The 21,760-nt window shown below is 65.6% G+C and carries 18 protein-coding genes and 1 tRNA gene; 11 read left to right on the top strand and 8 right to left on the bottom strand.

Features of this window, described 5'->3' with window-relative positions; genetic code table 11:
• Positions 1-377 precede the first annotated feature (377 nt).
• Positions 378-450, bottom strand: a tRNA-Arg gene (locus HSRCO_RS02330).
• Positions 451-1,310: 860 nt separating this feature from the next.
• Here HSRCO_RS02330 and rdfA point away from each other — a divergent pair.
• The 4 genes from rdfA (at position 1,311) to HSRCO_RS02310 (ending at position 6,193) form a co-directional block, all read left to right on the top strand.
• Positions 1,311-1,925, top strand: a complete 615-nt coding sequence (rdfA, locus tag HSRCO_RS02325) for a rod-determining factor RdfA (RefSeq protein WP_259518786.1) — start codon at positions 1,311-1,313, stop codon at positions 1,923-1,925.
• 68 nt (positions 1,926-1,993) lie between these two features.
• Positions 1,994-3,919: an archaea-specific SMC-related protein gene (locus HSRCO_RS02320; protein WP_259518784.1), complete on the top strand. Its 1,926-nt coding sequence runs from the start codon at positions 1,994-1,996 to the stop codon at positions 3,917-3,919.
• Between the two features lie 214 nt (positions 3,920-4,133).
• Positions 4,134-4,904, top strand: coding sequence for an IclR family transcriptional regulator (locus tag HSRCO_RS02315; RefSeq protein WP_259518783.1), 771 nt, complete (start codon positions 4,134-4,136; stop codon positions 4,902-4,904).
• A gap of 68 nt (positions 4,905-4,972) precedes the next feature.
• Complete coding sequence (locus HSRCO_RS02310; protein WP_259518782.1) at positions 4,973-6,193, top strand: acyl-CoA dehydrogenase family protein; 1,221 nt, start codon at positions 4,973-4,975, stop codon at positions 6,191-6,193.
• Here the strand turns inward: HSRCO_RS02310 and HSRCO_RS02305 are convergent.
• Positions 6,190-8,157: a 3-hydroxyacyl-CoA dehydrogenase/enoyl-CoA hydratase family protein gene (locus tag HSRCO_RS02305; RefSeq protein WP_259518781.1), complete on the bottom strand. Its 1,968-nt coding sequence runs from the start codon at positions 8,155-8,157 to the stop codon at positions 6,190-6,192. The two genes, HSRCO_RS02310 and HSRCO_RS02305, sit on opposite strands and share 4 nt — an antisense overlap.
• A gap of 66 nt (positions 8,158-8,223) precedes the next feature.
• Positions 8,224-9,294: a phosphotransferase family protein gene (locus tag HSRCO_RS02300; RefSeq protein WP_259518780.1), complete on the bottom strand. Its 1,071-nt coding sequence runs from the start codon at positions 9,292-9,294 to the stop codon at positions 8,224-8,226.
• A gap of 130 nt (positions 9,295-9,424) precedes the next feature.
• Between HSRCO_RS02300 and HSRCO_RS02295 the strand changes: the two genes are divergently transcribed.
• From HSRCO_RS02295 to HSRCO_RS02275, 5 genes are all read left to right on the top strand, one after another.
• The gene (locus HSRCO_RS02295) at positions 9,425-11,077 is read left to right on the top strand and encodes a long-chain-fatty-acid--CoA ligase (protein WP_259518779.1); all 1,653 of its coding nucleotides are present in this window, start codon (positions 9,425-9,427) and stop codon (positions 11,075-11,077) included.
• An 86-nt stretch (positions 11,078-11,163) separates the two neighbouring features.
• A complete protein-coding gene (locus HSRCO_RS02290) occupies positions 11,164-11,868 on the top strand; it encodes an HAD family hydrolase (protein WP_259518778.1) in 705 nt (234 codons plus the stop codon).
• Between the two features lie 49 nt (positions 11,869-11,917).
• Positions 11,918-12,985 (top strand): zinc-dependent alcohol dehydrogenase family protein, encoded by a 1,068-nt coding sequence (locus tag HSRCO_RS02285; RefSeq protein ID WP_259518777.1) that lies wholly within the window; start codon positions 11,918-11,920, stop codon positions 12,983-12,985.
• 225 nt (positions 12,986-13,210) lie between these two features.
• Entirely contained in the window at positions 13,211-13,546 is a 336-nt protein-coding gene (locus tag HSRCO_RS02280; RefSeq protein ID WP_259518776.1) for a PaaI family thioesterase, read from the top strand.
• A 109-nt stretch (positions 13,547-13,655) separates the two neighbouring features.
• On the top strand, positions 13,656-14,435 hold the full coding sequence (locus HSRCO_RS02275; protein WP_259518775.1) for an SDR family NAD(P)-dependent oxidoreductase: 780 nt from the start codon (positions 13,656-13,658) through the stop codon (positions 14,433-14,435).
• Between the two features lie 81 nt (positions 14,436-14,516).
• Here the strand turns inward: HSRCO_RS02275 and HSRCO_RS02270 are convergent, their stop codons facing one another.
• A complete protein-coding gene (locus HSRCO_RS02270; protein ID WP_310795444.1) occupies positions 14,517-15,044 on the bottom strand; it encodes a MaoC/PaaZ C-terminal domain-containing protein in 528 nt (175 codons plus the stop codon).
• Positions 15,045-15,480: 436 nt separating this feature from the next.
• On the opposite strand from HSRCO_RS02270, the gene HSRCO_RS02265 reads away from it, so the two are divergent.
• Complete coding sequence (locus HSRCO_RS02265; protein ID WP_259518774.1) at positions 15,481-16,410, top strand: hypothetical protein; 930 nt, start codon at positions 15,481-15,483, stop codon at positions 16,408-16,410.
• Here the strand turns inward: HSRCO_RS02265 and HSRCO_RS02260 are convergent.
• A complete protein-coding gene (locus HSRCO_RS02260; RefSeq protein ID WP_259519764.1) occupies positions 16,407-17,792 on the bottom strand; it encodes an MATE family efflux transporter in 1,386 nt (461 codons plus the stop codon). The two genes, HSRCO_RS02265 and HSRCO_RS02260, sit on opposite strands and share 4 nt — an antisense overlap.
• Positions 17,793-18,243: 451 nt before the next feature.
• Entirely contained in the window at positions 18,244-18,486 is a 243-nt protein-coding gene (locus HSRCO_RS02255; RefSeq protein WP_259518773.1) for a sulfurtransferase TusA family protein, read from the bottom strand.
• 159 nt (positions 18,487-18,645) lie between these two features.
• Here HSRCO_RS02255 and HSRCO_RS02250 point away from each other — a divergent pair, with 159 nt between their 5' ends.
• A complete protein-coding gene (locus HSRCO_RS02250) occupies positions 18,646-19,221 on the top strand; it encodes a DJ-1/PfpI family protein (RefSeq protein ID WP_259518772.1) in 576 nt (191 codons plus the stop codon).
• Positions 19,222-19,255: 34 nt separating this feature from the next.
• On the opposite strand, the gene HSRCO_RS02245 is transcribed toward HSRCO_RS02250, so the two are convergent.
• Positions 19,256-20,449, bottom strand: a complete 1,194-nt coding sequence (locus tag HSRCO_RS02245; RefSeq protein ID WP_259518771.1) for an ABC transporter ATP-binding protein — start codon at positions 20,447-20,449, stop codon at positions 19,256-19,258.
• A 261-nt stretch (positions 20,450-20,710) separates the two neighbouring features.
• Positions 20,711-21,607, bottom strand: coding sequence for a phosphogluconate dehydrogenase (NAD(+)-dependent, decarboxylating) (gene gnd / locus HSRCO_RS02240; protein ID WP_259518770.1), 897 nt, complete (start codon positions 21,605-21,607; stop codon positions 20,711-20,713).
• Positions 21,608-21,760 lie beyond the last annotated feature (153 nt).

Here is a 21,760-nt window from a genome sequence, read left to right as displayed (position 1 = left end):
CGAGGTCCCACGAGGTGTGTCGTCGCCCACCCAGATAGCGGTCGGCCCGTCCGATCGATTGCCCGTCGGGGCCGGGGCCTCACGTTCTGATTCCCCTGGACGGGACGGTGAGGACCTGGTTTCGAGTCCGTTTCGTTGCACTTCTTGATTCACATCCCCGTTCGCTTCGCTGCTCATGGTGTGTTCACAGCAGAAGCGAACGAACTGACAGGATTTGAACCACGGTCGGAGCAAAGCTCCTCCCTGATTCAAATCCCGCGCGTTGCGAAATTCCGCTCGTCGTAAACCCCTCGCAGAATTACGGACCCGACGGGACTCCCGCGAGTGAAACGAGCGGGAGGTCGTCGGGGAGTGAGCGATTTCGCAGAAATCGCGAACGGACCCGACGGGATTTGAACCCGCGACATCTTGGTCCGGAACCAAGCACTCTGTCCACTGAGCTACGGGCCCTCACCTGTCCTTCCACGGCGGACGCGTTTAACCGTTCTGACTGAGGGGCAGCAGAGAAGTCTGTTGAGAGAACTCACGGACCCGACGGGACTCCCGTGAGCGGCGAGGGCGACCAGCGGGAGCCCTCGAAATGGACGAACGGTGAGCGGAGCGAGCCGTGAGCGCCAGCGAGCGGGAGGTTGTCAGGAGGTGAGCGAAGCGAACGAACTGACAGGATTTGAACCACGGTCGGAGCAAAGCTCCTCCCCTGATTCAAATCCCGCGACATCCTGGTCCGGATCCAAGCACGCTGTCCACTGAGCTACGGGCCCTCACCTGTTCTTCCACGGTGGATGGGGCTCACCGTTCCGACTGAGGGACAGCGGTGAATCGATCGACCAGGCATTGCTGCTTCCGTCGCCGACAGGTGCCGATCCGTGACTGGTCGATTGAACAGAATATACAAAAATATGATACTACAACGGCCGTAATTGGAAATACGCGTTTCAACCGCTAAAGCCGTGATTCTCTTCGCCGATGATTTCGAAGAATTTCCATACGATATCGTAGATCATTCGGCTAGAAGGAATAAATTACGGGCACACCTGATACTTCTCGAGTCGATATCCAGATCGGTAGCAAAGATACGCGTAGGCGCGCGGATCAATATAATACTACCAGCGTACGGATGAATTCAAAAATATACCAATTTTTGGATATAGCTACCGAACCCCCGTCGGCGAGTAGCAGTCCGGGGACGACGAGCGGTGGCGCGCCAATATCCATTACAACCATGACGAGGTAAGTGCCAGCACCGCGGTCATCGTTCCAAGTCCACCCGCAACGCGTATGTATCCGGGCGCGCCCTCTCTATCCAGGCGATGAGCGACGAGCGCACCGAAACGGTCACGAGAAGCAAGGTCGCACGCGTCATCGGGACGTACGACCTCGGCGACGTCGGCGCCGACCTCGAGCGCAAGTGGACCCGCGACGACGATCGATACAGCCTCCGCGATCTGGCCGACGAGTTCAACCGGAAGGTCCTCGCCGCGGCCCTCGACTCGGCCGGCCAGAGAGCGAGCCAGTACGACGTCGCCCACGCGTACTCGGTGCTCACTGGCGACGACGTGACCGAGGGGGCCCGGGTGCAGAAACGCCGGGAACTCGAACGCGAAGGCGTCGACGTCGAAGTCGTGGACTCGGACTTCGTCACCCACCAGGCGATGCACACCTACCTCCGCGACGTCCGCGGGGCGACCCTCGAACGCGAGGGGAGGGACCCGGTCGAGAGCGGGGCGGAGACCCTGGAACGACTTCGCGGGCGCACGGCGGCGGTGACACGCGAGACGGTCGAGCGTCTCCGCGACAGGGGCGACGTCGATGCCGGCGACCTGGACGTCTACGTGGAGATCCGAATCCACTGCGAGGCGTGTGGGACCGAGATGGACGTCGCCGAGTTCCTCGAGGCCGAAGGATGCGAGTGTGGCGGGGGCTGATGCCCTCCCGAACCGGCGGAGTGCTGGAGTGACAACGTTTACCCGTCGGCGGGGCCAGGAGACGGAATATGACGAGCGAACCGGCGACCCTCGAGGGGCCGGTACGGGTCTCGGCCCGGAACGTCGGCGGCATCGACGAGACGGTCGTCGAACTCGAACCGGGACTCACCGTATTGGCGGGACGAAACGCCACGAACCGGACGTCGTTCCTGCGAGCGCTCATCGGCGCGCTGGGCGGGTCCGCCGTCTCGCTGAAGGCCGATGCCGACGAAGGAGTGGCGTCGATCATCATCGGCGACGAGGAGTTCCGACGAACGCTCACCCGTCAGGACGGCCGCGTCCACCGCGGCGGCGAGCCGTTCGACCCGGAGAGCGACGTGGGCGACCTGTTCGCGTACCTCCTCGAGGACAACGAGGCACGGCAGGCCGTCGTGCGGGGCGACGACCTGCGGGAGGTCATCATGCGACCCGTCGACGACGACGCCATCCGCGCCGAGATCGCGTCGCAGACCCAGCGGCGAACCGAGATCGATCGCCGACTCGAAAATTTACGAAATCGACAGGATCGGCGGCCGGGGCTCGTCGAGAAACGCGAGGGACTCCTCGAGCGACGCGAACAACTGGACGCCGAACTCGCGGAGAAGAGAGACGAACTCGACGCCATCGACCGCTCGGTCGCAGAATCCAGGGAGATCGAAGACGAACTCGACCGGGCGGTCACCGAGCGCTCGAACGTCCGATCGGAGCTAGACGACGTCGAGTTTCGGCTGGAGACCGAACGCGACAGCCTGGCGGCCCTCGAAGACGAGCGTGCGGAACTCCGCGAGGAACTCGACGCGCTCGAGGCTGACGACGACGCCGACGTCGAGTCACTCGAGGCCGAGATCGACCGGCTCCGAGACCACAAGCGCTCACTCGACACGACGGTGAACCAGCTCCAGCGCATCGTCCAGTTCAACCGCGAGATGGTCGACGGTGAACACGGCGAGCTACGGGATGCCCTGGGGACCACCCCCGATGCCGTCACGGACCGGCTGGTCGCGGATGCCACCGTCTGCTGGACCTGTGGTAGCGAGGTACCACGATCGAGGATCGAGGAGACCGTCGAATCGATCCAGGACCTCCGGCGCGAGACGGTCGCCGAGCGGCAGGAGATCGAATCGACCCTCGAAGCGCGGGTCGAACGGCGAAAGACCGTCGAGGCCGAGCGCGAGCGCAGAGCGGATCTGGAGCGGCGATTGGAGAACGTCGAATCGGAGATCGAATCGCGGGAGGCCAGCATCGAGGATCTCGCAGACCGACGCGAGGAACTCGACGCCCGCGTCGAGCACCTCGACGACCGGATCGCGGAACTCGAGGCGGCCGACCGGAGCGAGGTACTCACCCTCCAGCGGGCGGTCACCGAACTCGAGTTCGAACGCGACCAGGTCGAATCCACAATCGAGGGCATCGACGAGCAACTCGGGACCCTCGACGAGGAGCGCGACCGCATCGCGGCCCTCGAGGCCGAACGCGACGCGATCGCCGAGGCGTTGACCGAGCTCCGAACCCGCATCGAACGCCTCGAAGACGGCGCAGTCGAGGCGTTCAACGAGCACATGGCGACGGTCCTCGACGTCCTCGAGTACGAGAACCTCGACCGAATCTGGATCGAGCGGACCACCGGCGAGGGACCGAACGGCGAGAAGCGCTTCGACCTGCACGTTGTCCGGTCGTCCGACGACGGCGTCAGCTACGAGGATACCGTCGACCACCTCTCGGAGAGCGAGCGGGAGGTCACCGGCCTGGTGTTCGCCCTGGCCGGCTACCTCGTCCACGAGGTGTACGAGCGCCTGCCGTTCATGGTCCTCGACTCCCTGGAGGCCATCGATTCGGATCGGATCGCCCGACTGGTGGCGTACTTCGAGGAGTACCCCACCTACCTCGTCGTGGCACTCCTCCCGGAAGACGCCGAGGCCGTCGACGTCGCCCACGACTGCGTGACCGATATCTGAGGACCCGGCCGCAATGGTCCCTGCGGGGTTCGCCAGGAATGATGGCACGACCCTGGCGATGGGATGCGACCACTGCCGTGTTTCCGGTCCACAGGAACGGGGCCTGGCGATGGCTGAGGGCGATCGCTTCGACTCGCCGACCGCTATTTCACCTCGTCGAACGGATCGGTCGACTATACAAAACGTTGATGCGAATCGACCCGAACGAACGAGTATGACAGACCAGGCCGACCGGACCGCAGGGGTGTCGACGACCCGTACGTCCTTCGAGATCCTGGAGTTGCTCCGGGATGCAGACGGACGGTCGCTCGCCGACATCCGCGATGAGATCGGGGTGGCCAAGAGTACGGCCTACCGGCATCTCGAGACCCTGTACCGCATGGGCTATCTCGTCGAGGAGGACGGCGAATATCGGCTCTCCCTGCGATTTTTACAACTGAGCGAGCCGCCACGCCTGCGCAAGCAGGGCTACCTCGTGGCGAGACAGAAGGTGATCGAACTCGCTCAGGCCACCGGCGAACGGGCACTGTTCCTGGTTCCAGAACGGTTCGAGGGTGTCTACGTCCACCGGGCCGGTGGTCGTCACCCCCTGCAGAGCGACACGATGATCGGAACGCGCCGTCCGTTGCACGTCCTCGCGGCCGGCAAGGCAATCCTCGCGGAGTGGTCCGAGGCCCGTCTGGAGGAATACGTCGCGGCTGTCGACCTCGATAGCTATACGGACAACTCGATAACCGATCCGGACCGCCTACGGGAGACCCTCGCGGCCGCTCGGAGCCGAGGATACGCGACGAACGTCGGAGAACACATGGAGGGGCTCCGCGCGGCGGGGGTGCCGGTCTACGACCAGCACGACGACTTGCTGGGTGGCCTGAGTGTCTTCGGCCCGGCGGCACGCGTCGAGACCGAGGACCTCGAATCCACGTATCCCGCCCTGCTCGAGGACGCCGTCCAGGAGTTACGGATCGACCTGACCTACGACTGACCGCGGTCGATCGGAGCCCGATCCCATATAGAGGTACAACTATATGCCAGCCCCGAGATGATGCAGGCATGTTATCATTTACCGACTCCGCCGAAGCGGAAGCGCTCGCCGACCGCGCCCGACGGCTGATGGACGAGGTCGTCATCCCGGCCGAACGCGAGCTCTCGGGGGGGACGACCGTCTCTGAAGGGACGGTCCGGGAACTCCGCGAGGCGGCTCGCGAGTACGAGGTCTACGCCCCGCAGATCGGGACCGAACACGGCGGGATGGGCTACGACTTCCGGGACGTCCTCCCAACCTTCGAACAGGCCGGGCGCAGCGCGCTGGGACCGATGGCGATGCGCGTCGACGCCCCCGACGAGGGGAACATGCATCTCCTCGAGATGCACGGCACAGACCTGCAAAAAGAGCAGTACCTGGAACCGCTCGTCGAGGGACGGATGAAATCCGGCTTCGCCATGACCGAACCGATGCAGGGCGGCGGGTCGGACCCGAAGATGTTGCAGACGACGGCCGAACGCGACGGGGACGACTGGATCATCGACGGCCACAAGTGGTGGACCACGCAGGGCATCGACGCGGACGTCCTTCTCGTCTTCGCGCGTTCCGACGCGGACGCCCACCCCTACGAGGGAAGTTCCGTCTTCCTCGTCCCGGCGGACGCGCCGGGTGTCGAGATCGTCCGAAACATCCCACACATGGGCGGGGAGACCACCGGGAAGGGTCACGCAGAGGTCGTCTTCGACGGGGTCCGCGTCCCGGACGAACATATCCTCGGCGAAGAGGGCGAGGGCTTCGCTCACGTCCAGGAGCGACTCGGCCCGGCGCGATTGACCCACTGCATGCGCTTTTCGGGCATGGGCGAACGCGCACTCTCCATCGCGAAGGCCTACCTCTCCGAGCGCGAGGGCTTCGGGGGACCGCTCTCCGAGCGACAGAGTCCCCGTTTCGAGATCGCGGAGATGGAGACGAAACTGCAGGCTGCCCGCGCCCTCAACCGACAGGCCGCCGCCGAGATCGCCGCCGGCGAGGAGGCACGCGTCGCCGTCTCGATGAGCAAGGTGTTCACTGCGAACGTCGTACAGGACGTGGTCGACACGGCCGTCCAGTACACCGGGGGGAACGGTATCGCGAAGGACCTGCCGCTCGCGGAGTTCTACCAGAACGTTCGGCAGTTCAGGATCATCGACGGTGCGGACGAGGTCCACAAGCGAACCATCGCCAGGGAGGCGTTCGCCGACGTCGACCCAGCCGAACTCGAACAGATCTCCCGATTCGGCGACCCCTAGGAGCCCTCGAACTCGGGGTCCCGGTCCTCGTTGAACGCGGCCGCACCTTCCACGAAGTCGTCTGTGGTCAGCAAGAGACTGAACGCCTGACTCTCCATCTCGAGGCCGGCATCGAGGTTCTCGTCGGCGCCACCGTTCATCACGCGTTTGGCCCGCCGTAACGCGATCGGCGGGCCCGCCAGGAGGTCGTCGACGTACGCATCGACGACGTCCTCGAACGCCTCGGGGACGACCGACCGATTGATCAGCCCCCAGTCGGCCGCCCGCTCCGCGTCGATCTGCGTGCCGCGGAAGACGAGTTCCTTCGCCCGCCCCTCGCCGAGTATCCGCATCGCACGCTGTGTCCCGCCCCCACCGGGGAACAATCCGAGATCGATCTCCGGGAAGCCGAAGGTCGAGTCGTCGGTCGCCACGCGCAAGTCACAGGCCAGCGCGAGTTCCAGACCGCCACCCAGACAGTAGCCGTCGATGGCCGCCACCGTCGGTGCAGGGAATTCGTCGACGAGGGTGAATACCTCGGTTGGTTCGGCATACTTTGCCGGGTGGATGTCGCTGAAGCCGCTGATGTCCGCCCCCGCACAGAACGCCCGGTCGCCCGCGCCCCGGAAGACCACCGCCCGGACCGCGTCCTCGTCGACGCTCTCCAGGAGGTCGACGATACTCTCGGTCATCGCGTCGTTGAGGGCGTTGAGCCGTTCCGGCCGGTCGAGTTCGATCTCCAGCAGGCCGTCGTCGGACAGTTCGTAGTCGATTGCCTGGTACTCGCCAGGGTCGTCGTCCGAGGACGCGTAGTCGTAGAATCCTCGGCCGGCCGTCTTCCCGGTGTGCCCCGACTGTACGAGACCGACGAGGTACGGCGCGGGTTCGAACCGCTCCTCGCCGGTCTCCTCGTGGAGCGCACGGAGTTTCTCCAGGATCGTCCCGAGGCCGATGTCGTCGCCGCGACGGCAGGGACCCTCGGGAAAGCCCGTCCCGAGTCGCATCCCGGTGTCGACGGCGTCGGGCGTCGCGACGCCGCCACCGACGAGTGTGGCCGCCTCGTTCACCATCCGCGCCTCGACCCGCAGGTGGTCGAAGTCACCGGCGTCGTCGACGGTGTAATCCGCGCCGTCGCCGTCCTCGTACTCGTAGTAGCCACGGCCCGTCTTTCGGCCGAGCTCCTCGGCGTCGACTTTCTCCTGGACGATCGGTGCGATTGGCTTCCCGGCCTCGTTGCGAACGTGGTAGCCCACGTCGATACCAGTCAGGTCGCTCAGTTCGAAAGGCCCCATCGGATACCCCCGCTCGTGGACCATCGTCGCGTCGGCCTCCCGTATCGTCGCCGCCCCGTCCGAGACCATCCAGGCAGGTTCGTCGACGTAGGGGGCGAGGACGCTGTTGACGACGAATCCGTTGACGTCCTTGCGGACGTAGATGGGGGTCTTGCCCATGGTCTCGACGAGGTCGGAGATCGTCTCGGCGGTCTCGTCGGCGGTCTCCGCCCCGTAGATGACCTCGACGAGGTCCATCTTCACCGGCGGGTTGAAAAAGTGCATGCCGACGACGCGCTCGGGCCGATCGGTCGCCGCCGCGATCTGCGTGATCGAGATCGAGGAGGTGTTCGTCGCGAGGATGGCCTCGTCGTCGGTCAACTCGTCGAGGTCGGTGAAGATGTCTCGTTTGAGGTCGAGTCGCTCCGGTGCCGCCTCGATCACCACGTCGGCATCCGTCACGGCGGCCGCCAGGTCGGTCGTCGTCTCGATGCGGGCCATGATCGTCGCCGGGTCCTCGTCGACGACGCCCTTCTCCACCAGTTTCTCGACGGACCACTCGATGTCCGCGTACCCGTCGTCGACGAGGTCCCGTTCGATGTCGCGCATGACGACGTCGTACCCCGTCAGGGCCGCGACCTCGGCGATGCCGTGCCCCATGTTTCCCGCCCCGAGGACCGCTATCTGGTCGATGTCCGCGAGCTCGACTACCATGGACGAAATCCACCCGGAACCCTCATCAATCTTCGTGATGTCGGAGCAGCGGGCGACGATCGACGCCTACAGCGGGTCCTTGCCGTCCCGGATCGCCAGCGCCCGCTCGGCCAGGGCGGGGACCCGCGTTTCCATCTCGGGGTAGAGCGCGTCGTCGGCGTTCCCCTCGAGGTGGCGCCGGTAGAACATCTCGCCGAGCCCCGCCAACTTGTACACCGCGAGCACGCGATAGAACCGTTCGTGTTCGAAGGTGAATCCGGTCCGCGCCTCCCACCGTTCGACGAGGTCGCGGCGGGACGGATACCCCTCGGCCGCGGTGAACGCGGGGGCGTGAACGGCGTCCCGAACCGCCGGTTCGGTGTCGTCCCGCCAGTACGCCAGCAGCCACCCGAGGTCGGCCCGCGGGTCGCCGAGCGTCGCCATCTCCCAGTCGAAGATGGCGGCGACGGACGGGGGCGTCCCGGGAGCGTAGAGCACGTTATCCAGTTTGTAGTCCCCGTGAACGAGCGATCGCGGGTGGTCGGTCGGGGCGTTCTCGGCGAGCCACGCACCAACCTCCTCGAGTTCGGGAATCGCCCGGACCGCCTCGGTCCGCTCGAACGCCCAGGCCAACTGTCGCTGCCAGCGCTCGACCTGACGTGCCGTGTAGCCCTCGGGCCGGCCGAAATCCGCCAGGCCGACGGCATCGTAGTCGACCGCGTGGATGCTCGCGAGCGTGTCGACGAGGGTCTCGCCCACCTGCTCGCGCAGCGACGGCGTGGCGAACCGCTCCGGTTCGTCGTCACGGAGGACGTCGCCATCGACGCGCTCCATCACGTAGAACTCGCTGCCGATGATGGACTCGTCCTCGCAGGCGAGGACGGTCGGGGGCACCGGGACGGGCGTCTCCTGGAGCGCGTCCATGACCCGATACTCCCTGAGTACCTGGTGGGCGGTGTCGGCGGTCTCCCCCGGCGGCGGTCGTCGAACGACGAGGTCCCGCTCGCCCCACGTCACGAACAACGTCTCGTTGGAGTGGCCCTCGTCGTGCCGGTCGACGCCGAAGGTCGCTGCCGGGCCGAGTTCCGCGGTCAGATACGACGACAGCGACTGCTCGTCGACCAGTCGTTCGAAGTACTCCTCGCGGTCTTCTGTCATGGAGGGCCCTCGACGGCCCACCCAGGAATAGATTTCGGCCAGATCGTAGCGATGCCGATCCATCCGCGTTCCACCGAGTGAGCCACGAAGTGGCATACATTTATGTATAATTCCATAATGATTGTTGAACATGCCAGGTGGCGCAACCCTCAACCTGCGTTCGTTCCTGTGGCGTGCGGAAAACGTCTATCCGAATCAGGAGATCGTCTCCCGAACCCACGAAGGGATCCAGCGGTTCACCTTCGCGGAGTACGGCGAACGAGTACGAAAGCTCGCGTCGGCCCTCGAGGACTTCGGCATCGAACGGGGCGACCGGGTCGCTACCTTCGCGTGGAACAACCACTGGCACCAGGAGGCCTACTACGGCGTCGCCTCGATGGGTGCCCAGGTTCACATGATCAATCTGCTGTTACCCGATGGGCACATCCAGCACATCGTCGACGACGCCCAGGACAGGGTCGTGATCGTCGACCCTGTCATGCTGGAGAAACTCGAGGGTGCCTACGACGAGGGGGCGTTCTCCTCCGTCGAGCTATTCGTCGTCATGGGCGACGCCGTCCCCGAGACCGACCTCGAGCCGGTCGTCGATTACGAGTCCTTCATCGCCGACGGCGATCCGACCTACGAGTTCCCGGTGTTACCCGAAGACCAGCCCGCGGGGATGTGTTACACCTCCGGGACGACGGGCAAACCGAAGGGTGTCGAGTACACACAGAAGATGTACTGGACCCAGGTGATGGCGCTGCTCACCAGCGATGTCGGACTCGACGCCGGCTCGGTCGAGATGCCCATCGTTCCGATGTTCCACGTGAGCGGGTGGAGTCTCCCCTTCGGGACGATCGCCGCGGGGGCGAAGACGGTCCTTCCAGGCCCGCAACCGGACGCAGAAGTGCTCGCCACCCTCATCGAGGAGGAGGGCGTGACCCACAGCGCAGGCGTCCCGACGGTGTGGATGGACCTACTGGAGTATGCGACCGAAAACGACGTCGACTTCTCCAGTGTCGACGTCCTGGTCAGCGGCGGCGCGGCGACCCCCCAGGGCCTCATTCGCGATTACCGCGAGCAACTCGGCCTGGAGTTGCTCTCCGGGTACGGGATGACCGAGACCAGCCCGGTCACGCATCTCGCCGAGACGAAACCCGAATTCGAGGGGCTGGCTGGCGAGGAGCTGGACGCGCTCCGAGCGCACTCCGCGGGCATCTCGCTGCCCGGCCTCGAATTCAAGGTCGTCGACGACGACGGCGAGGAGGTTCCCTGGGACGACGAGAACCTCGGCGAGCTCTGGGTTCGCGGCCCGTGGGTCACGACCGAGTACTACAACGCCCCCGAGAAGACCCGCGAGGTGGTGACCGAGGACGACTGGTTGAAGACCGGCGACGTCGCCCGGGTCAACGAGGACGGCTACGTTGACATCGTCGATCGCGAAGACGACCTCGTGAAAAGCGGTGGCGAGTGGATCGCCAGCGCGGAGGTCGAGAACGTGATCATGGGCGACGACGACGTCGCGGAGGCGGCCGTCGTCGGAGTGCCCCACGATCGGTGGAACGAACGACCGGTCGCGTTCGTCGCCTACCGCGGTGAGGTCGACGAAGAATCGAAGGCCCAGGAGCTCCGCGAGCGAGTCGCCGAGTCCTACCCCAAGTGGTGGGCACCGGATGCGGTGATCCCCGTCAAGGAGATTCCCAAGGGGTCGACCGGCAAGTTCTCGAAGACGACCCTCCGCGAGGAGTACGTCACGGAGGACGTCGAAGCGGAGGTCGCCGAGAACGCCCCGGCCAGGTGAGCGGGACCGGGGCCACGGACCCGTAGCTAGCGGGGAGCAGAACGATCCGACGATACTTTCAAGCAGTGCCGTCCGCCAGAACAGCTATGAACGACGATCCGGGCTGGCAGGCCGTCTTCTGGGACATCGGGGGCGTCATCCTCTCCCTCGAATCCGTCCAGCACGCCCACGCGACCTTCGTCGAGGAACTGTGCGATCGGTATCCCTGTCGTGGGGACGCCGACGACGCACTCGAACGGTGGCGAACGGTGGTCGGCGAGTACTTCGCCGAACGGGACGAACTGACCTTTCGACCGGCACGCGACGGATACGACCGGGCCGTCGCGGCCATCCTCGAGACGAGCGTACAACGCGAGGAGTGGCGACCGCTGTTCCACGACGTGATGGACCGGCTGATACGGCCGAACCCGGAGGCGGTCGAGACCGTGCGAACCCTCCAGGCGTCAGACCGTCACGTCGGCGTCATCAGCGACGTCGATCACGAGGAGGGCGAGTGGATCCTCGAGCGGTTCGGCCTCCTGGCTGGCTTCGACTCCTACACCTCCTCGGAGGCGGTCGGGTGGACCAAACCGCACCCGGCGATGTTCGAGACCGCGCTGTCGACGGCGGGTGTCCCAGCCGAACGCTCGCTGATGATCGGCGACCGGTACAGAAACGACATGAAGGGTGCAACGGACGTGGGGATGGCGACGGTGGCGTTCGGGGCCGAGGACGGCCCCGCCGTCGACTACCGGATATCCAGGCTCTCGGCGGTCCTCGACGTCGTGGACGGCGAACGCCCGGAACCGTGAGGCCGACCGACGGGAAAGGTTCATGCCCGATCCATCAGAACACAGTAATATGCGAGCGGTTGTCTTTCAGGGCGTCGGGGAACCGATGACCGTCGAGGCGGTCGACCGGCCCGACCCAGGGCCCGACGGCGTGGTCGTGCAGACCGAAGCCTGTGGCGTCTGTCGGAGCGACTGGCACACGTGGCGTGGGGACTGGGAGTGGTTGGGCGTCCAGACCCAGAAGGGACAGATCCTCGGCCACGAGCCGGCCGGGCGAGTGGTCGAGGTCGGCGAGGACGTGACGCAGTTCGAGACAGGAGACCTGGTGACCAACCCGTTCAACCTCTCCGATGGGACGTGTCGACACTGTCGGGCGGGCCGGTCGAACATCTGCGAGTCCGCCGTCCCGATGGGGTTGGTCCCCTTCCAGCAGGGCGCGTTCGCCGAGTACTACCCCGTCCCGAACGCCGACCACAACCTGGTCGCGCTCCCGGAGGGCGTCGACCCCGTCGCCGTCGCTGGACTCGGGTGTCGATTCGCCACCGCCTTCCACGGCATCGTCCACCGCGTCGACCTCACCGCCGGCGACTGGGTGGCCGTGCACGGCTGTGGCGGCGTGGGCCTCTCCGCGATCCACGTCGCCGACGCCCTCGGGGGGAACGTCGTCGCCGTTGACCTGAACGAGGAGAACCTCGAGAAGGCCCGCGACCTCGGCGCGGACCGCACGGTACAGGTCCCGGAAGTCGACGACGTGGCCGCAGCGGTCCGATCCGAGACGCCCGACGGACGCGGGGTCGACATCGCCGTCGACGCCCTGGGCATCGCGGAGACGACTCGCAACTCCCTCGCCTCGCTCGACAAGGGTGGCCAGCACCTCCAGATCGGGCTGACCACGGCCGAGGAGGGTGGGACGGTCTCGATACCAGTCGATCAGATGGTCGCCGACGAGGTGGACTTCTACGGCTCCTACGGGATGCCCACCCACGAGTACGAGGAGATCTTTCAGATGATGGCCGAGGACAAGATCGATCCCGGCGCGGTCGTCACCGACCGTATCGCCCTGGACGACGTCCCCGAGACCATCGAGAAACTCGACGAGTTCTCCACGGTCGGCATCCCGGTCGTCACCGACTTCTAGGGTGGCCGGGAATGGGCGTTTGCTCCGGCCCCCATTGCTCGCGGGGATGGAACGGAGCCGTTCGGCCACGGAAATTTCGCCGACAGACCCACTGTGGCCGACGGGGCAGTAACGATGGCGGAACGTGGCGACGACGTCGAAGCACCGTCGAATCGTTCGTCAGCCAGCACGGCTTCCGCTCCATGCTCGGCGTCGAGTGCGAGTCTATCGATCCGGGACGTCACGGTGTGCGTTCCGCATGACGAAACGCTTACGAACCCCGCCCGGAACGGCTGCAACTCGGCCCACGGCGACGTGGCGTCCACCCTCGTCGACACCGCGAGCGCGTTCGCCGTCCGGACGGCGTCCGAGAAATCGGACGCGGTCGGCCTCGCCACCATCCAGAACTCGGTCGCCTCTCTCGGATCCGGTGTCGGCGACCTCATCGGCATCGCCACGGTGATCCGGGCTGGCGGACACGTTGGCGTTACCCGTGTCCCTGTCGAGAGCGAGACGCCGACCGGCGAGGGCCACCCCGTCGCCACCGGGATGACCAACGCCCGGCTGTTCCGCGACGGCTGACACCGGGGGTGTGGAACCGTTCCTGTCGGCCTGGCCCCGCTGGCCGGCCCTCAACCGGTCAAGGTTTATCACGGGCCCGGGCGAACGGTTCCGACACCAGTCACCGACAATGACGACCGACCAATTCTCAGTCGCAGGCCGCACCGCCATCGTTACCGGTGCGTCGAGTGGCATCGGACGGACCATCGCCGAGCAGTTCGCCGCGGACGGGGCGAACGTCGTGGTCTGCTCCCGCGAACAGGAGAACGTCGACCCCGTGGCCGAGGACATCGCCGAGAGCGATCGACCGGGGGAGGCCGTCGCGGTCGAGTGCGACGTCATGGACCGTACCGCCGTGGAAGCCCTCGTCGAGACGACCGTCGACGCGTTCGGCGGCCTCGATATCCTGGTGAACAACGCGGGTGCGAGTTTCATGGCACCGTTCGAGGACATCAGCGAGAACGGCTGGAAGACCATCGTGGACATCAACCTCCACGGGACCTTCCACGCCAGCCAGGTCGCCGGCGAGTACATGCGGGACGCCGGCGGTGGCGCAATCATCAACGTGGCGAGCGTGGCCGGCCAGCAAGGAGCGCCCTACATGAGCCACTACGCCGCCGCCAAGGCGGGGGTCATCAATCTCACGACCACCCTCGCCAACGAGTGGGCCGACGCAGACGTCCGGGTCAACTGCATCGCCCCCGGCTTCGTCGCCACGCCAGGCGTCGAATCACAGATGGGGGTCTCCGCCTCGGCTATCGACAGATCGTCCGTCGATCGACAGATCGGAACGAGCGAGGAGATCGCGGACATCGCGCAGTTCCTCGCGAGCGACGCCAGCTCCTACGTCGTGGGAGAGACGATCACCGCCGAGGGCGTTCCGTCGGTCATGGAAGAACTTCCATCCTGAGGTCGGCCGTCCGTTCCGCTATGTGAAACTCGAGTAGCGGACCGGCTGTCGACGCTGGCGAACCCCACCACCATTACACGGTTAGTTCTGTAATGAAGGGGGACGTTTCGGATGTGGGAACGGCGACGGTACCCGCTTCGGCCCATCGCGACACGCACACTCGAACAGCACGATCGGATCGCAGTACAGGACGGTCTCGTCGTCCTGGTCGACGACCTCGGTCTCGTATCGAACGATCCCGGCGGCGTCTTCGCGGTCGGCGGGCGTCTTCGCAGCGACCGTCGACTCGACGTGGATGGTGTTGCCGACGAACGTATGGCCGGTGAATCGGAGCGAGTCGACACCGTAGAACGCGACGATCGCGTCGCGTTCCTCGCTGGGACGGCGCCCCCACGGCAACCCCGTCGTCATCGAGAAGACGAGCGGCCCGAGGGCGATGCGCTCGCCGAAGGTCGAATCGGCCATGGACGTGGCGTCCGTGTGGAGGCGATTGTCGTCGCCACTCACGCCCGCGAAGGAGCCGACGTCCGCCTCGGTCACCGTCCGCCCCGCCGTCACGAGAGTGTCACCGACGTCGATCGTGTGGTAGTAGCTCACGTCCCACGACATCGAGTGACGAAACCGTACACACATCGGTCCGGGAATCGAGGACGCAAACGTTCGGTACCGTCGGGATAACATATCGGCTATCGAGGATAGTCAATTTCCAATGATAAATTCGCTGTGCTGCCGCTGGTGCTCCGGGCGGTCCGCCGTGAACGCAAAGCGAAAGGAGTTATCTACCCTGTCGAGTCTGCTTCGTTGAACGTCGAATAGAGGCGAGGGCTGCCGAGACGATCCGACGGATCCACTCGAATACGTCGAATTCTGGGCTATCGTCCGAACACACTCGGCGGTCATCGGTAGTCATTCACGCCGACACGAGTGATCAAAGAAAAGAGTAGAATGGAAAATGACCATTATTTTGAAATATTTTCCGGCATCGTGAACGCCTATCGAGTCATAGTGCCAACAATAAAGCGGGACCGCCCCGTATCCTCCGACGATGAACGTCCACGGATCAATCGACGACCTGACCGTCAGGCTGGCCGGGGCTCTTCTCGGGGACGAACGGTTCTTTCGGGACAGTCTCGAGAGCCCCCCGCTCGTCGATGCCGCCGCGGATGCGGCCGTCGACGGGATGGAATTCGACGGCGCGGCCAGGGCGGTGACGGGGGCCGCGACGATCCAGACCGTCGACGCCCAGACGCCGACCGGGGAGTACCAGGCCTGGTACCGGTTCGAGGAGTGGAAGGGCGTCGGCCACCCGACAGTGATCTTCCACCACGGGAGCGGCGAAGACCCGTTCGCGTCAGGGATGTTCGGCGGGACGTCCGTCGATCGTCTCTTCGGTGACGGGGAGGAGCTGCGGGCCAACGTCGTGGTCGTTCGGGCGCCGTTCCACGACCGAACGGCGGGGGAATACGTCCGCCGCATGGGCGACCTCGCGGACTTCGTGGGGCTACTGGCGTCGTCGACCGCGGTCATCGAGGCACTCGTCGCGAGGCTTCACGAGATGGGGACACCAGCGGTGGTGGTCTCGGGTATCAGTCTCGGCGGTTGGGTGACGAACCTCCACCGGGCCGTTCACGGGACCGCAGAGCGGTATGCGCCCATCTTCGCCGGTGCCCGGCTCGGCGAGGTGTTCACATCGTCCGCGTATCGCCACATGACGGCGCCGAACGCCCGGGAGAGCCCCGATCGACTCGAAGCAGTTCTGGACTTCGATGGGGCATTCGACCGGGCGGACGCACAGGTCAAGGGGTTGCTCGCCCGCCACGACCGCATCGTCGAGTACGCCGTGCAGAAGGACGCCTACGCACCGGACGAACTGGTGACGATGAATTACGGGCACGTCACCGGGTCGCTCTCGTCGGAGTGGCACCGGGTCCATCTCGAGAAGGCGCTTCGCGAGGCGCCGGGGTACGAGGGTTAATCTTCGGTCGAGGAGTCCAGTACGTCGACGACCCCCTCAGGACCGTCCTCTTCGATGACCGTCTGTCGCCACGTGCCACGCATGAACCAGCCGACGGCGACGATGGCCCCGAGGATGTTCCCGAGGGCCATCCCGATCCAGATGCCGGTCGGTCCGAGATCCATCACGAACGCCAGGACGTAGACCGTCGGGACGCGACCGATCCAGAGGGCGACGACCGAGAGCACCATCGCGGTCGAGGTCTTCCCCGACCCCCGGAATGCGCCGAGCAAGACCTGCAGGATGCCGATGAACACGAACTCCGTGGTCCGGATGCGCAGGTACTCCGCGCCGAGCGCGATGGTCTCGATGGCGTCGGCGGTGTCCCCGCGCATGAAGACCGCGATGATCGGTTCGGGGAACAGCGCGGCCACGATGGCGATGACGAAGAGGACGAAAGCGGCAGCGCTCGCGGCCAGTTGTACCGCCTTGGCGGCCCGGTCGAACTGCTTCGCGCCCAGGTTCTGGCCGACCATCGTGTTCGTCGCCCGGCCGAGTCCCATCGCGGGGAGGAAGACGAGCGAGATGAGTCGATTGCCCAGGCCGTAGGCGGCGACGACTGGCGGGGAGAAGGAGACGACCATGGCGGTGAGCGTGATCATCGCCATGGCGCTCATGGACTGCTCGGTGGCGCTCGGGACGCCGATTCGGACAATCTTGGTGATCAGATCGAAGTCGGGCGAGAGGTCCGGTATCGAGACGTCGGGACCGACGCCCGAGCGGAACAGGATGTACACGCCGATGACGGTCGCGACCCCCCGCGAGAAGATGGTCGCGACGGCGGCCCCTTCGATGCCCATCGCGGGGAAGACCGACCAGCCGAAGATCAAGAACGGGTCGAGGACCACGTTGATGGCCACGCTGATCACCATAACGCGCATCGGGGTGCGGGTGTTCCCGTACCCACGCATGAGCGAGGAGAACACGAAAAAGCCGAAGAGGAACGGCTGGCCGACGAAGAAGATCTTCATGTAATCGGCCGCGAGCGGGACGACGTTCGCCGCCGTCTCCGGGCCGGCCGGGAGTAGCCCGAGCATCGCGTCGGTCGAGAGGTAGCCCACCACTCCGAGGACGATGGCGAGGAACGTCACGAACGAGAGGGTCTGCCCGGCGACCAGTCCGGCGGATCGCTCACTCTCCGCACCGGTGTACTGGGCGACGAGGATGCTCCCCGCGGTCGTGAATCCGCCCCCGACGGAGATGAGCAAGAAGATGAGTGGAAACGCGAGGCTCAGCGCGCCGACGGCGTTCGCCGACAGGCGACCCAGCCAGAAGGTGTCGGCCAGGTTGTACGCGACCTGCAGCAACTGGATGACGACCATCGGCCACGCGAGTTCCAGCATCGGGCGGACGAGCCCACCCTCGGTGATGGTGCTCTCGACACGCGTCTCCGTCACTGTACGGACCGTGTTCTCCCGACGCTTTGAACGTGTTGCATCGTCGATGTGGGTCGATTGTCAGGTGAACGCATACCAGGTGGCCGGTAACGGAACGCAGATATCCGTCGATACCCTCTCTATCGGTGGCGAGAGCGGAAGCCTGCCCGGTATGGAACCTGCACTCCCGCTCGTTCGCCATCGCGCGTGTTGGACAATTACGTGTCAACGAACAACATTGGCCCCGGTGAAGCTACCAAGTATTACCGCAACCAGTCGTCACGGAAGGTTCACGGCTGAACCCCGGCGTCGATGAGATGTCACTGTCCAGTACCGAAACGATCCAGAAGACCGAGCGACGCGACCGCTTCGCGTTGCAGTCGCGTCGCAGTCGCACCGATCTGTGGGGACGGACGGATTACGTCTTCTTGACGTAGATGGCGTAGTAGTCGCCCTCGTCGACGGTACCGAGGAGTTCGTGACCGGCCTCCTCGACCCACTCGGGGACGTCGTTTTTCGAGCCCTCGTCGCCCGTGAGCAACTCGACGACCGTTCCCTCGTCCACGTTCTTGATCTTGCCGATGAGGTCCATCAGGGGACCTGGGCAGGCGGATCCACGTGCGTCGACGGTCTCGTCGGCTTCGAATTCGCTTTCACTCATTTTCTGTCTCCTGTCATCTCGTATGCACTGGAGGATATTGTAATGTTTCGCCTTTCCAATATTGTGAAAATCCGTCCGTAAACCGTAAGATTTACGTATAAATCCTGGTTTGCCGGCCCAGCGTGTCGAATTAAGAGCCCCCCGCTACTACCACCATCCATGAACGAATCGCGTTCAATCGGCATTCTCGCCTACGACGGTGTCGACGCCCGCTCGCTCGTGGGCGTTCACGACACCCTGACGACGGCGGCGAGGAACGGCTGTGCGATCGAATCGACGGTGTTCAGTCTCGTCCCGAGTGACGGGGTCACCGCAGACGCCGGGATCGTTCTCGTCCCCGACGACGTTCTGATCGGCACGCCCGACGTCGTCGTGGTCCCGGGAGGACGGTCCGCGGCGGACGGCGACCCGACGCCCACCTATCCGACCGAGCTCCCCGAGCGTCTCGGGCAACTGGCCGACGCCGGCGCCACTGTCGTCGGCATCGGAACCGGCGCGCTTGCCCTCGGCGCGGGCGGTCTCCTGACCGAACGGGTGGCGACGACCGCGGAACCGTTCCGCGAGGAACTCGCGAGGCACGCCGCGTCGGTCGTCGAGGAGCCCGTCGTCCCCGCCGACGACGTCGTCACCGCCGCGGGTCCCGAGGCCGCACTGGCGGTGGCACGTCTGCTCCTCGAGGAAACCTGCGACGGCGAACCGGCCGAGCGGCTCGCAGATGGCTCGACGGTCGACTGAGCCCCCATCGGGCCAGTGTTTCCACCGCCCGCAGTCAGCCCTGCGATGACGACGTGCCGACCGAAGAGACGGGAGCGGCGTCCCCATCCGCGGGGAACCAGGCGAGTTCGTGGTCGGCGGTCACCGACACGTCGACACGTTCGCCGAGGGCGAGCGACGACGCGTGATTGTGGATGGTCTCCACCGTCGGGCCGGCGTCGAGTTCCACCCGGTAGAGGACCGACGGGCCGAGATACCGCCGATAGACCACCTCACCGTTCCCCTCGTCCTCGGCCCGACGGGCACCCACGTCGTCGGGGCGGACGAGGACGTCGACCTCGGTGCCCTCGTAGGCCGACGAGAGACCGGTCACCTGTCCCCGGTCGATCTGCCCGATGACCGTCTCGACCGCCTGCTCTTGGACCGCCGCCGGGAGGAAACTCGCCTGTCCGAGGAACTCGGCGGCGAAGCGCGATTCCGGATGCTGGAAGACACGCTCCGGCGGGCCGACCTGGGCCAGCGTCCCGTCGGTCATGACGCCGATACGGTCGCTGATGGACAGCGCCTCCTCCTGGTCGTGGGTGACCGAGATGGCGGTGACGCCGGTCTCGTCGAGGATCCGTCTGACCTCCTCGCGCATCTCGACGCGGAGGGCGACGTCGAGGTTCGAAAACGGTTCGTCGAGCAGGAGTATCTCCGGTTCCGGCACGAGCGAACGAGCCAGCGCGATGCGCTGTCGTTGTCCGCCCGAGAGGGCGTCCACCGTGGAATCGGCCTGGTCGGCCAGGCCCACCAGTTCGAGCATCTCCCGAACACGCTCCCGGCGACAGTCCTCGGGGAGGTCATCGATGCCGAACGCGACGTTCTCGGCGGCGCTGAGATGCGGGAACAGCGCGAACTCCTGAAAGACCACGCCAACGTCACGTTCCTCTGGCGGGACGAACCCGGCGCCCTCGCCCGACGCGACCACCGATCCGTCGATGGTCACGGTTCCGTCGTCTGGCCGTTCGAGCCCAGCGATGAGCCGCAGCGTCGTGGTCTTGCCACACCCGGAGGGGCCGACGAGCGTGACGAGTTCGCCGTCGTAGACCGAGAGCGAGAGGTCACGGACCGCCCGCTCCTCGCCGAACTGCTTGGAGACACCACTGAGTTCGAGGACCGGGTCACCCCGGGGGGCCGGGCTCGTCTCGGTTCGTCGGTCCTGCTGTAAGTCACCGTGTCTCGGCGTCCCAGCGTGATTGACGGTCATAGCAGTCCTCCTGGGGCGGGACGACCGGCGTCGATAGACCGACCGGCACGACGGGGAGGCACAACGCCGATAACCGAGAGCATGTAGCTTCGTTTAGGCCCGCCTAAAACAAATGGGTTCCGCTCCACGACCCGGGAATCCGCGATACCCGTGGACCCTCGCCGGGGTCGGTGTCCGTTCATACTGCGTTACCAGGATTGAAATTAGGTGACGCTAAATACCTGGCGGTACCGGCGGGTCAATCGGCGTCTGCGGCGGTTTTCAGTCCTCTCGGACGACTTCGTGGCGACCGAACCCGTACCGGAGGCGGTTGGCCAGGCGCCGCGAGAAGCGTGCCGCATCGCGGGAGCCAAAGCGCTCGGCGAGCGCCTGGTAGATGAGCGGAAGGGGGACCTCCTGTTCGAGGGACTCCTGTACCGTCCAGGTGCCCGTGGACCCGCCGGCGACGTGGTCGGCGACGTCACCGAGGTCGTTGCCCTCCTCGCGGAACGACTCCTCGGCGAGTTCGAGCAGCCACGAGCGGATCACCGCGCCGTTGTTCCAGGTCCGTGAGACGGTCTCCAGATCCAGGTCGTACCGGCCATTGGCGAGCAACTCGAAGCCCTCGCCGTAGGCCTGCATCAGCGCGTACTCGACCCCGTTGTGGACCATCTTCACGTAGTGACCCGATCCGGTGGGCCCCATGCGTGCGTGCCCGTCGGGGCCGGTGGCCACCGCGTCGAAGACGGGGACCAGTTCCTCGTAGGCCCACTCGGGCCCGCCGACCATGAGCGAGAACCCGAGAGCCGCGCCGGCGGGACCCCCGCTCGTCCCACAGTCGAGGTACGCGACGTCGGTCTCCTCGGCCCGACGGACGGAGTCCTTGAAATAGGAGTTCCCACCGTCGACGACCACGTCGCCCTCGTCGAGGTGAGGTTCGAGTTCCGCGAGAGCCGCGTCGACGGGGTCTCCCGCCGGCACCATGAGCCAGATGCGGCGGTCCTCGCCCAATTGGGCGGCTACGTCGGGTATCGATTCGGCCGGGGTGGCACCCGCCTCCGCGGCCGCCGCCACTGCTTCCTCGTCGATGTCGAAGGCGACGACGTCGTGACCGGCGTCGAGCGTTCGGTCGACCACGATACGTCCCATGCGTCCGAGTCCGATGACGCCGAGTTCCATGGGTGACCCACCAGTGGCGGTCACCTGAGCGTTGCGATGTGTCCGACAGCTGTGGCCGTCAACCGAGCCCCGCCGATCGGCCGACGTTCCAGGGCGGCGGGCGTTCGTCAAATTGCGCACAATGTGTCGAAACTATTGAATAGTTAGAGCCAC

The sequence above is a fragment of the Halanaeroarchaeum sp. HSR-CO genome (genome assembly GCF_024972755.1).
In the GTDB taxonomy this organism is placed as follows: Archaea; Halobacteriota; Halobacteria; order Halobacteriales; family Halobacteriaceae; genus Halanaeroarchaeum.
Note: the sequence above shows the minus strand (reverse complement) of the source record. Positions and strands in the feature narration are given on the sequence as shown.

Bases quoted from the DNA above. Each gene is read 5' to 3' on its own strand.
- HSRCO_RS02270 (WP_310795444.1), bottom strand. From the start codon at position 15,044: ATGTCGTGGGACGTGAGCTACTACCACACGATCGACGTCGGTGACACT.
- HSRCO_RS02315 (WP_259518783.1), top strand. From the start codon at position 4,134: ATGACAGACCAGGCCGACCGGACCGCAGGGGTGTCGACGACCCGTACG.
- gnd (WP_259518770.1), bottom strand. From the start codon at position 21,607: ATGGAACTCGGCGTCATCGGACTCGGACGCATGGGACGTATCGTGGTC.
- HSRCO_RS02275 (WP_259518775.1), top strand. From the start codon at position 13,656: ATGACGACCGACCAATTCTCAGTCGCAGGCCGCACCGCCATCGTTACC.
- HSRCO_RS02285 (WP_259518777.1), top strand. From the start codon at position 11,918: ATGCGAGCGGTTGTCTTTCAGGGCGTCGGGGAACCGATGACCGTCGAG.
- HSRCO_RS02320 (WP_259518784.1), top strand. From the start codon at position 1,994: ATGACGAGCGAACCGGCGACCCTCGAGGGGCCGGTACGGGTCTCGGCC.
- HSRCO_RS02260 (WP_259519764.1), bottom strand. From the start codon at position 17,792: ATGCTGGAACTCGCGTGGCCGATGGTCGTCATCCAGTTGCTGCAGGTC.
- HSRCO_RS02250 (WP_259518772.1), top strand. From the start codon at position 18,646: ATGAACGAATCGCGTTCAATCGGCATTCTCGCCTACGACGGTGTCGAC.
- HSRCO_RS02290 (WP_259518778.1), top strand. From the start codon at position 11,164: ATGAACGACGATCCGGGCTGGCAGGCCGTCTTCTGGGACATCGGGGGC.
- HSRCO_RS02245 (WP_259518771.1), bottom strand. From the start codon at position 20,449: ATGACCGTCAATCACGCTGGGACGCCGAGACACGGTGACTTACAGCAG.
- HSRCO_RS02310 (WP_259518782.1), top strand. From the start codon at position 4,973: ATGTTATCATTTACCGACTCCGCCGAAGCGGAAGCGCTCGCCGACCGC.
- HSRCO_RS02255 (WP_259518773.1), bottom strand. From the start codon at position 18,486: ATGAGTGAAAGCGAATTCGAAGCCGACGAGACCGTCGACGCACGTGGA.
- HSRCO_RS02300 (WP_259518780.1), bottom strand. From the start codon at position 9,294: ATGACAGAAGACCGCGAGGAGTACTTCGAACGACTGGTCGACGAGCAG.
- rdfA (WP_259518786.1), top strand. From the start codon at position 1,311: ATGAGCGACGAGCGCACCGAAACGGTCACGAGAAGCAAGGTCGCACGC.
- HSRCO_RS02265 (WP_259518774.1), top strand. From the start codon at position 15,481: ATGAACGTCCACGGATCAATCGACGACCTGACCGTCAGGCTGGCCGGG.
- HSRCO_RS02305 (WP_259518781.1), bottom strand. From the start codon at position 8,157: ATGGTAGTCGAGCTCGCGGACATCGACCAGATAGCGGTCCTCGGGGCG.
- HSRCO_RS02295 (WP_259518779.1), top strand. From the start codon at position 9,425: ATGCCAGGTGGCGCAACCCTCAACCTGCGTTCGTTCCTGTGGCGTGCG.